The following is a 10,190-nucleotide window of genomic DNA, read 5'->3' on the forward strand; positions in this document are numbered from 1 at the left end:
GAACGACGACGGCGGCAATCACCAATCCGTTCCGCGCCGAGCTGCGACGGGGTTCTTCCCAAAACGTGCATGCACTGCATGCACTGCATGCACTGCATGCACGTTTTGGGAGACGCCCACCTCTCCGACAGTCGGACGAGCCAAACGGCGCAGTGCCGCTTATTCGCAGCCGACGCCGTCGCCGTTTCGGTCGAGGTGAGCAGCGTACCCCGGCTGCCACGCGTAGACGGGGGCAGCGCCAGCGGCTCGGGCTGCATCACAGTTCTTGTAGTACACGTTCGCCGGCGCAGGTGCGGGTGCCGGCGCAGGGGCGGGTGCCGGTGCGGGTGCGGGTGCCGGGGCAGGCGCCGGGGCGGGCGCCGGTGCGGGTGCGGGTGCGGTCTGCCCGACAGCCGGTTCCGGCTCAGGGGTAGGTGTGGGCGAAGGCTCGTTGGTGGGCGCCATCGTGTCTGCACAATCCGACAGGACCCGCGCCATTGCGTCATGCTCGGCCTGCGTCACCCACAGGTTGTAGGTTGCCTTCACGGAGATCTGACGAGCAACGTATTCGCAGCGGTATCCGCGGTTCGGCGGAAGCCAGGTTGCAGCGTCGCCCGCGCCCTTCTGTGCGTTGGTCGGGCCGTCCGTGGACTGCAGGTTCAGCGGGTCGTTGGCGAAGGCCACCCGTTGTTCGTAAGTGAGTTGCTGGGCGCCCTTCTGCCACGCGTCGGCGAGCGCAACCATGTGATCGATCTGCACGTCAATGCTGGTCTCCTGCCCGCGGAGGAAGGGGATCGTCGTTGCCGTGTAGGGGTCATCCAGGGTGCCGGAACGGACTTTGCAGGGAACGGAGTTCGCGTGCACGATGTCGCGAAGGTCGCGGTTCAGCATGTCATTGCGGGTGTCGCAGCCGTTGCGGTCGACATCGAGCCAGGCCTGACCAAACTCATCCCGGTCATAACCCGTCTTCGGTGCGCGCCCCTTGATCGGCAGCGTCTCAAGCAGCGCGAGCGCCTTAACGCCATATTGGGGCTGATCGCTGGGAGCATTCGGGTCTCCTTGAGCGTCGACAACGGTGTCCCCGTCTATCGGCGCAACATCGGGACTCGGCGTAGGTGAGGGCTTCGGCGTGGGAGATTTGGTTGGCTCCGGCGTCGCAGTCTGTGACGGTTCAACAGTGGCGGTCTCGGTTTGCTCGGCCAAGGCCGCGGGAACCGTATCCTCCGCGGAGGGCGTGATGGACCCGCCGACCAGGAGCGCAACAACGCTTGCCGCCGCGACGATGAATCCTGCCTTGCGGCCAGCGAGCCGTGCCCAGGAGCTGCGCCCCGTGAGCACCGTGTAGAGCCCGGTGAGGAGCGCGAGGAGACCCGCCATGACAAGAGCTCCCCCAATTCCGCCCGAGATCAGACCGATAGCCAGAAGGAACAGACCAAACCCCGCAACAATGAGCGTCGATGCCCTTGCCTTGCTCCTGGTCCGAGTCTGCATCCGGTCAGGATTTTGGGCGGGAGGTAGCGACGGAAGATTCAAGAGTGCCCCAAAAGTACGAGTGAAGGTTGAGCTACGAGTGACGGTCCAATCATCGTATCGGGGACCCGGTAACACAGCCGAGCAAATTCGTGCAGTCCTTGGATAAAAATGTGGATAACCTTGACGGTTCATAAGCTGGCTGTCTAGTCTCGTGTGACCCGCGTCTCATCACTCGCGGCATCAACATGAGGGGAAATCATGAAGAAAACAACAGCAGGTTTTGCAGTTGCAGCAGCGGCAGGGTTGGTGGCGCTGTCAGCGACGCCGGCGGCGGCGGCACACCTACCATTCCCGAACTGCGACGCTGCAGCGGCGTTGGGCGTATATAACATTCCAGCAGGCACACCGGGCTACGCTCTCCATCTGGATGCCGACCGTGACGGCTCCGGTTGCGACGCAGCAGGAACTCCTGCGTACAACCCCGCGTTGCTTGGAGAGCATATGCAGCCCACTCCGTCACCCGCACCTCCGATGGGTAATCAGGTCACTCAAATGCCTATGGGCGGCGCAGCCACCGGTGTCGAAGTGACGCAAACCGATAACACCGCGGCTCTTGCGCTGGGCGGCGGACTTGTCCTCGCTTTGGCAGCGGGTGGAACGTACGTGGTCCGTCGTCGCGCGGCATAGGGAGCAAGTCGTCGAAAGCGTCGAGTGATCGGATACTTTCCTACAGATGACTAGCCGATTCCGGGACCGTTGCGGGAGCCTCCTGGCTGCTGCAACGGTCCCACTGCTGCTCCTCACGGGTTGTGCTTCACCGAACCCGTCCGACGCCGTCGGGGCCCAGCCAACTTTCACGGTAGCGGCGCCGTCGTCCCTTCCGGCGGAAGGCCCGACAACCGCGCCCGGGCCTCCTCCCACAAATTCGGAGGCGCTCACTGAACCGGCGCCGGCGAGTCCCGCCGCATCGGGTGTGCCCGCGGAGAATGCATCACCCGCAGCACCCGCGCCTGCACCAGCGCCCGTTGATGCAACTCCACAGGTATTCGGCCGTTCGTTGCCGGTGTCACTCTCGATGCCCACGCACGGAGTTAAGTCAGGCCTGCTGTACCTGGGGCTTCAACGGAACGGGTCTCTCGAGGTGCCTCCGGGCCATCCTGGGGCGCCCGCATCGTGGTACCGGAACTCTCCCACACCGGGCGAAACCGGGCCGTCAATCTTTCTCGGGCACGTGAACGCCAGCGATGGCGGGCCCGGAGTCTTCGCCTGGATCAAGCAGCTGAATCCGGGCGACACCATTGAGATTGCACGCGAGGACGGCACCGTGGCGACATTCGCCGTCGAACGCGGTGAGCAGTATTCGAAGGACGCTTTCCCAACGCAGGCTGTCTACGGAAATACCGAAGGTCCTGAGCTCCGCCTCATCACGTGTGACGGCTACGATCCCGCTACCGGCACGTTCAATGACAACTACGTCGTGTACGCGAAACTCATTCCCCAGGGTTCCTCCTGAAGTCCATGGAAGACCGCTAAGGGAATACTCTCCTCGCAGATCGGTTGTACTCGCCATGGAAAATAACCTGACAACCATCGGCTTCATCGGCAGCGGCAACATCGGCTCACAACTTGCCCGTCTTGCCATCCAAAACGGATACGGCGTTGTGATGAGCAACTCGCGGGGGCCGGAGACGCTGATCGACCTCATCGACGAGCTGGGCGACCGCGCCCGGGCGGCAACGCCGGAGGAGGCAGCGGAAGCGGGGGACGTCGTCGTCGTGAGCGTTCCTCTCAAGGCGATCGATGCGGTGCCGGCGGCTCCGCTCAGGGGCAAAACGGTGATCGACACCAACAACTACTACCCCGAGCGCGACGGCAACATCCCAGAGCTCGACGACGAATCGACCACCACCAGCGAACTCCTTGCCGATCGCCTACCGGACGCGCACATCGTCAAGGCGTTCAACAACATTTATGCCGATCACCTGACCAGCAAGGCGACCGCGCCCGGCACGCCGGGCCGCCGAGCGCTTCCTATTGCTGGAGATGACGACGACGCCAAGCAGACAGTTGCGTCGCTGATCGACCAGTTCGGGTTCGATGTGGTCGACGCCGGTCCCCTCGCTGAAGGATGGCGGTTCCAGCGGGATACACCGGTGTACGGGCCGGAATTCAACGCCGACCAGGTACGCGAAGGACTCCCCCAGGCGAAGCGCTACGCGGAGATGGACTGACGCCGGGCACCGGCATCACCAGTCGTGAATTGTGCCGTCCTTCAACCGGTTGAACGGCAGGTACGCGGGTTCGTAGGGGTGGGCAGCCGCGGCCTCGAGGTTCAGTTCGACGCCGAGGCCCGGCTTATCCCCCGGGTGCAGGTAGCCGTCCACGAAGGTGAAGGACTGCTCGAATACCTCGTTGGTGAGGTCCCCATGCCGCATGTACTCCTGAATACCGAAGTTGTGAATGGCAAGGTCGAGGTGCAGCGCGGCCGCCATGCCCACCGGTGAGATATCGGTGGGCCCATGGATGCCGGACTTGATCTGGTACTGCGCCGCGTAGTCGAGGATCTTCTTCATGGCGCTGATGCCGCCGGTATGCGTCACTGCGGAACGCACGTAGTCGATCAGCTGTTCGCGGATCAGCGTCTGGTAATCCCACACAGTATTGAACACCTCACCGATGGCCAGCGGCGTGGTGGTGTGCTGGCGCACCAGACGCAGTGCGTCCTGGTTCTCGGCAGGGGTGCAGTCCTCGAGCCAGAACAGGTCATACGGTTCCAGTGACTTTCCGAGGCGGGCCGCCTGGATCGGCGTCATCCGGTGGTGCCCGTCGTGGAGCAGCGGCAATTCGGGGCCGAACTCGCTGCGGACGGCCTCGAAAACGGTGGGGATGTGGCGCAGGTAGGCCCTCGAATCCCAGTCCTCCTCCGCGGGCAGCGCCGCCCTCTGCGCGGGCTCGTAGTCGTAGCGGACGCCGCCGGCTGTGGGCTGGGCGGCCACACCGTAGACCGCGTTGATGCCCGGCACCGCGGTCTGGATGCGGATGGATTTGTAGCCCAGTTCCAGGTGTTCGCGGACGGAGTCCAGAATCTCGGGGATGTCGCGGCCGCTTGCGTGGCCATAGGCGCGCACGGCTGTGCGGCTTGCACCGCCCAGCAACTGGTAGAGCGGCATACCGGCCGCTTTTGCCTTGATATCCCAGAGCGCGACGTCGACGGCGGCAATAGCGGCCATGGTCACCGGTCCCCGCCGCCAGTAGGCACCGCGGTAGAGGAACTGCCAGGTGTCCTCAATCCGGTGCGCATCCCGTCCGATCAGCAGCGGGACCACGTGGTGCTCGAGGTACGCCGAAACGGCCAGTTCGCGACCATTGAGCGTAGCGTCGCCGAGGCCGGTGATTCCCTCCTCGGTGGTGATCTTCAGCGTGACGAAATTGCGGTCGGGGCTGGAGACGATCACTTCTGCGCTACGGATCTTCACGGATAATTCCTTCTGCTGTGGAGCGGATGGTGGAGTAACTAACGGATGGTGGTCCCGGCGGAACTGATCAGGGAAAGTTCGTTCCGTGCCGGGAGGTTTTCCCAGTCGCCGGTTGCAGCGACGGCGAAGGCACCGAGGGTGACACCGCGGTGCAGTCGCTCTTCCAGGGTTTCCCAGTCGAGCACTGCGGAGAGGTAGCCGGCCGTGAACGCATCGCCCGCACCGACGGTGTCGACTACCGGAACCTTGATCGCATCGCAGTGGCAGGCTCCGTCCGCTGTGTAGGCCGTGGCTCCCTCAGCTCCGCGCTTGATGATGATGTCCCGAACGCCGCGAGCGTGCAACCCGTCCACCAGCTCGGCCTCAGGCGCATGGGCGGAGGAGCTACCCAGGAGATCGATCTCGTCCTCGGAAGCGATGACGATGTCCGCGAGCCCGGCCAGCACGCTTAGAGCCTCCGCTGCATCCTCCCGGTCCCACAGCTTGGCACGATAATTCACGTCAAAACTGACGGTGATTCCCCGTTCCCGTGCGGTTTCCGCAGCCTGCACGGCTGCCTTTGACGCACTCGCGGAGAGCGCCGGGGTGATGCCCGTGAAATGGAGGATCGACGGCTCTGCGTCCAGGGCCGGTGCGAGGTCTTCAAAACTGAGCGCAGAGCCGGCCGAACCTGCGCGGTAATAGGCAGCCCGGGACACATCGGCAATCCGCTTTTCGAGCAGCATCAGTCCGGTGGGCCGGTGCGCATCATGAACGACGGCGTCGGTCAGCACTCCCTCTGCGCACAGGGTGCGCAGGGCGAACTTTCCGACCTCGTCCTTGCCGAGCCTGCCGACCCAGCGCACGCTGTGGCCCAGGCGCGCCAGACCGATGGCGACGTTCGATTCCGCTCCGCCGAGAGACATGGACATCGCTCCCCCGTGCCGCACCAGGCCGGCGGCACGGATGGAGCCCATGGTCTCACCGAAGGTGAGGACCTGGGCCTTTGGCAGTGATTGCCCGCTCATCAGGCTGCTCCGGCTGAGAGCCGAAGGAATTCCTGTGCGCGCTGCCGGAGGGCACCCAGGTCCCCGCCGCCGGCGGCGTCGCCGATCAACGGCGATCCGACTCCCACGGCGACGGCGCCGCGAGCGAGGTATTCCGCCGCCGCTTCAGCACTCACGCCGCCCACTGGAATGAACGGGATATTGGGGAAGGGATCGCGAAGCGCCGAGAGATACGCCGGACCGCCGAGGGAGGCGGGGAACAGCTTGATGGCAGTGGCGCCCCGGTCCATTGCCGAGAACGCTTCCGTTGGAGTCATAGCGCCGGCGAGGACCGGCAACCCGAGGAGCACGCCGGCGTCCACGGCTGCGGTGACAGCAGGCGTGACGAGGAACTGCCCGCCGGCGTCCGCGACGCGGGCCGCGTCCTCCCCCGTCAGCACGGTTCCGGCACCCACCGCCGCACGATCGCCCACTTCGCGACGGACCGCCGCGATGACCTCGATCGCCTCCGGAGTGTTGAGCGAAACCTCCAGGTACGTGATGCCTTCCTCCACGAGTGCGACGGCGGTGCGCACCGAAGCGGTACGCTCGCTCCCCCGAATAATCGCCAGGAGGCGCGCCCGCTTCAGTCCGTCCAGAAGGCTCGTCATGGTCTTCTCCTTATCTCAGTGGAATCCAGCGGCGCAGTCGCGCTCACCACTCGGCGTACGCGCCGTCGTCGTGCCTCCACACCGGCGAGCGCCAGTTGTGGCCGGTCTTGTCCGCTATCCGGACCGCCGACTCATCAATCTCGATACCGAGCCCCGGGGCAGTCAGCCGCTCAACGTACCCGTCAACGAACTTCAGCGGCGTCTTGTCCAGCACGTAATCCAGCACTTCGGCGCCCTGGTTGTAGTGAATGCCGATGCTCTGTTCCTGGATTAGGAAGTTCGGCGTCGCGAAGCCGACCTGCAGACAGGCCGCGAGCGCGAGCGGCCCAAGCGGACAGTGCGGGGCGAGCTGCACATCGAAGACCTCCGCGAGCGAGGCGATTTTCCGCACCTCTGTGATCCCACCGGCGTGGGAAAGGTCCGGTTGCGCAACAGCGATGCCTGCCTGCAGCACCGGGAGGAACTCCTGCCGGTTGTACAGCCGTTCTCCGGTGGCCACCGGGATGGTGGTCGAGCGGGTGAGCCCGCCAATCAGGTGTGAGTTCTCCGGCACAGTGGGTTCCTCAAGGAAGAACGGGTGCAACGGTTCCAGCAGCGGTGCAATCCGGCGGGTGTCCGCAAGGGTGAACCGGCCATGGAAATCGACGGCCACGTCGCGGTGCGGACCAAGCACCTCACGCGCGGCAGCAACGCGCTCCACCACCTCGTTTATCGCGGCCACGCTGCCAAGCGCTTTCATCCGCCCGCTCGCGTTCATCTTCACCGCGGTGAGGCCGACGGAAAGCTGGGCTTCGACGGCGTCAGCGATTTCCGCGGGCTCATCCCCACCGATCCACCCATACATCCGGATCCGGTCACGGACATGCCCGCCGAGTAGCTGGTGCACCGGAACGCCGAGCGACTTCCCGTGGATATCCCACAACGCCTGGTCGAGACCGGCAACCGCGCTGGCGAGGATCGCGCCTCCCCGGTAGAACGAGCCCTTGGTCATGACCTGCCAGAGGTCCTCGATGCGCAGTGGATCCTGCCCGATCAGCAGCTCGGACAGCTGCTCGACGGCGGTGCGCACCGTCTCGGAGCGGCCCTCCACCACCGGCTCGCCCCACCCCACGATGCCGTCATCGGTTTCCACCCGGACAAAGAGCCAGCGCGGCGGGACGAGAAAGGTTTCGATTCTGCTAATGCGCATGGACGGTGCTTTCGGTAAGGCGGGCGCAGACGCGGTCAACAATTGCGTCCGGTGAAAGGGCGAGGTCGACGGTCAACCCGCGTTCGCCGTCGGACAGGGGTTCGAGGGTGTTGTACTGCGAGTCCAGCAGCGACGGCGGCATGTACTCGTGCTCGCGGGCGGTAAGCCGCGCCGCGACCAGTTCCCGTGCTCCGTAGGGATGCAGGACGAACAGGTGCGGCGCGTGCCCGCGCAGCAGGTCGCGGTAGGACCGCTTCAGTGCTGAACAGGCGACGACGACGCCGGCTTCCGTGCCGCGTGCCAGCTCCTCGCCGACATCGTGGAGCCAGGGCAGCCGGTTCTCGTCAGTCAGTGGAGTTCCCGCAGCCATAAGTTGCTTGTTCTGCTCCGGGTGGAGGTCATCGCCGTCGACAAAGCGCGCGCCGAGCCGCGCTGCGAGGAGGGCCCCGAGCGTACTTTTACCAGAGCCCTGCACCCCCATGACCACAATCGGCGGGGTTGGTTGCTGCGCCATGGCCTAGCCCTTGGTGGCACCGGCGGTGAGGCCGGAGACGATGTACTTTTGAGTGAACAGGGCAATGACCATGATGGGGATGGTGACCACCACGGAGGCCGCCATGAGGCCTCCCCAGTCGATGCTTGCGTAGGCCACGAAGTTGAAGATCGCCACCGGCAGGGTCTTGGTGTCAGCTCCGGAAAGCACCAGGGCGAACATGAAGTTGTTCCAGGAGAAGATGAACGCCAGGATGCTCGCCGTGGCGATTCCCGCCATCGAGAGCGGAAGGGTGACCCGCAGGAACGCACCGATATGGGTCAGTCCGTCCACACGTGCGGCTTCTTCCAGTTCCAGCGGCATGGAGTCGTAGTAGGACATCAGGATGTAGACGATCAGCGGCAGCGCGACGAACATGTGGGAGAGGATGAGGACGCTGTACCCGCCCACCATCGACATGTTGGAGAACACGTAGTACCAGGGCACCAGCAGGCTGACGCCCGGAATGATGCGGGCCATGAGCACCACCAGGGCCGAGCGGCGCATCGCAAACCGGCTCATCGAGTAGGCCGCCGGGACACCGATGATCAAGGACAGCGCGGTGGAGGCGAAGGCCACCCAGAAGCTGTTGAAGACGAAGGACAGGTAGTTGTTCCTGCCCAGCACCGTCTCGTAGTTCGCTGTGGTGGGTTCGAAGATGAGCGTCTTGCTGGCGTCGTAGATGTCGACGTTGGTCTTCAGCGAGGCGAGCAGCATCCATGCCAGCGGGGCGAGGAAGGACACCACGATGACGATCAGCGCGACGACGCGGAAGATCTTATATGCGCGGCTCTTGAATGGCTTCCTCCGGCGTGGCTGCTGCGGCGGGCGGGCAGCCGTTTCAGCGCCGGGGCGGAGCATCTTGGGGGTTACGACGCTGCTCATTTCTGGACGTCCTTCCGGCGGCGGGTCAGAACCCACATGCAACCAATGATGATGAGGAAGAAGATGATGAGGACGGTGGAAGACAACCCGTAGTCGTTGTAGTCGAAGCTGAGCCCGTAGGCGTAGACGTTGAGCGTCTCGACCTCGTGGAAGGACCCGCCGCCGCGTCCCTTGGTGGCGTACAGCAGGTCGAACGTCTTCAGGGCGTCGATGCTGCGCAGGAGGATGGCCACAATGATGGTGGGCATCATGAGCGGAACCGTGATGAATTTGAAGCGCTGCCAGGCGTTGGCACCGTCAATGCGAGCGGCCTCGTCAGGTTCCTCCGAAAGCGAGGTCAGCCCGGCCAGCAGGATGATGACCACCATGGGGGTCCACTGCCAGATGTCGATGAAAATGACGGTGGCCAGCGCGGTGTCCTGTCCCGAGAGCCAGGGTTGGGCTGGAATGCCGAACCAGGCGAGGGCCTGGTTGGCGAAGCCGATGTTCGGGTCGAAGATCAGCCGCCACATCATGCCGACTGCAACAGGGGTGGCTACCAGCGGCAGAAGAATCGCGACGCGCACCCACTTTTCGCCCTTGAACGGACGCCAGAGCAGGAGCGCGATGCACATGCCGAGGACCATCTGAACGAGCAGGGCTGCACCGGTAAAGATGAAGGTCCGGGCTACCGCGGGCCAGAAGCGCTCGGTGTCAGTGAGGACTTCGGCGTAGTTGGCGAAACCGATGAATTCCGATTCGGCGCGCACCGAACCCGATGCGTCGGTAAGGCTGAGGTAGAGGGTCCACGCGAGCGGGAAGATGATGAGGATGGCAACAAAGGCCATGGCCGGTGCTGCGAAAAGCCACTTCCGGTGGTCGTTGGCCCAGTCGGAGTAGGCCTTCCACGCGGATTTTTGCGGCAGGGAGGCGACGGTCATTGTCCACGTCCTTGGGGATGAAAGGAAAAGTCTTCAAAGCGGCGGCCGGGCCGCGCTGTCAGGTGGTGCCGCCGTCGTGCCCGGGGTTTGGACCCGGGCA

At 64.4% G+C, this 10,190-nt stretch carries 11 protein-coding genes; 3 read left to right on the forward strand and 8 right to left on the reverse strand.

The features are described 5' to 3' along the window. Positions 1-159: 159 nt before the first annotated feature. Positions 160-1,470, reverse strand: coding sequence for a GmrSD restriction endonuclease domain-containing protein (locus ABFX19_RS13080; RefSeq protein ID WP_346028516.1), 1,311 nt, complete (start codon positions 1,468-1,470; stop codon positions 160-162). 240 nt (positions 1,471-1,710) lie between these two features. On the opposite strand from ABFX19_RS13080, the gene ABFX19_RS13085 reads away from it, so the two are divergent. The 3 genes from ABFX19_RS13085 to ABFX19_RS13095 all read left to right on the forward strand — a co-directional run bounded on the left by ABFX19_RS13085 (position 1,711) and on the right by ABFX19_RS13095 (position 3,683). Next, positions 1,711-2,139, forward strand: coding sequence for an excalibur calcium-binding domain-containing protein (locus ABFX19_RS13085; RefSeq protein ID WP_277359747.1), 429 nt, complete (start codon positions 1,711-1,713; stop codon positions 2,137-2,139). A 46-nt stretch (positions 2,140-2,185) separates the two neighbouring features. Next, entirely contained in the window at positions 2,186-2,965 is a 780-nt protein-coding gene (locus tag ABFX19_RS13090) for a class F sortase (protein ID WP_346028517.1), read from the forward strand. A gap of 67 nt (positions 2,966-3,032) precedes the next feature. Then, entirely contained in the window at positions 3,033-3,683 is a 651-nt protein-coding gene (locus ABFX19_RS13095; protein WP_346028741.1) for an NADPH-dependent F420 reductase, read from the forward strand. A 15-nt stretch (positions 3,684-3,698) separates the two neighbouring features. On the opposite strand, the gene manD is transcribed toward ABFX19_RS13095, so the two are convergent. From manD to ABFX19_RS13130, 7 genes are read right to left on the reverse strand one after another with little or no spacing between them, the layout of a single operon-like run. Next, complete coding sequence (manD, locus tag ABFX19_RS13100) at positions 3,699-4,928, reverse strand: D-mannonate dehydratase ManD (protein WP_346028518.1); 1,230 nt, start codon at positions 4,926-4,928, stop codon at positions 3,699-3,701. Positions 4,929-4,966: 38 nt separating this feature from the next. Then, complete coding sequence (locus ABFX19_RS13105) at positions 4,967-5,935, reverse strand: sugar kinase (RefSeq protein WP_346028519.1); 969 nt, start codon at positions 5,933-5,935, stop codon at positions 4,967-4,969. Then, the gene (locus ABFX19_RS13110) at positions 5,935-6,564 is read right to left on the reverse strand and encodes a bifunctional 4-hydroxy-2-oxoglutarate aldolase/2-dehydro-3-deoxy-phosphogluconate aldolase (RefSeq protein ID WP_346028520.1); all 630 of its coding nucleotides are present in this window, start codon (positions 6,562-6,564) and stop codon (positions 5,935-5,937) included. Before ABFX19_RS13110 ends, ABFX19_RS13105 begins: the two co-directional genes overlap by 1 nt. A gap of 43 nt (positions 6,565-6,607) precedes the next feature. Further along, positions 6,608-7,753 (reverse strand): galactonate dehydratase, encoded by a 1,146-nt coding sequence (gene dgoD, locus ABFX19_RS13115; RefSeq protein WP_277359753.1) that lies wholly within the window; start codon positions 7,751-7,753, stop codon positions 6,608-6,610. Then, positions 7,743-8,267 carry a gluconokinase gene (locus tag ABFX19_RS13120; protein ID WP_277359754.1) on the reverse strand — a complete coding sequence of 175 codons (525 nt, stop codon included), beginning with the start codon at positions 8,265-8,267 and terminating at the stop codon, positions 7,743-7,745. The genes dgoD and ABFX19_RS13120 overlap by 11 nt, the downstream gene beginning before the upstream one ends. 3 nt (positions 8,268-8,270) lie before the next feature. Continuing rightward, positions 8,271-9,170: a carbohydrate ABC transporter permease gene (locus ABFX19_RS13125; RefSeq protein ID WP_346028521.1), complete on the reverse strand. Its 900-nt coding sequence runs from the start codon at positions 9,168-9,170 to the stop codon at positions 8,271-8,273. After that, positions 9,167-10,090 (reverse strand): carbohydrate ABC transporter permease, encoded by a 924-nt coding sequence (locus tag ABFX19_RS13130; RefSeq protein WP_056549054.1) that lies wholly within the window; start codon positions 10,088-10,090, stop codon positions 9,167-9,169. The genes ABFX19_RS13125 and ABFX19_RS13130 overlap by 4 nt, the downstream gene beginning before the upstream one ends. Positions 10,091-10,190: the final 100 nt, after the last annotated feature.

Source organism: Arthrobacter parietis, assembly GCF_039530425.1.
GTDB lineage: Bacteria > Actinomycetota > Actinomycetes > Actinomycetales > Micrococcaceae > Arthrobacter_D > Arthrobacter_D parietis.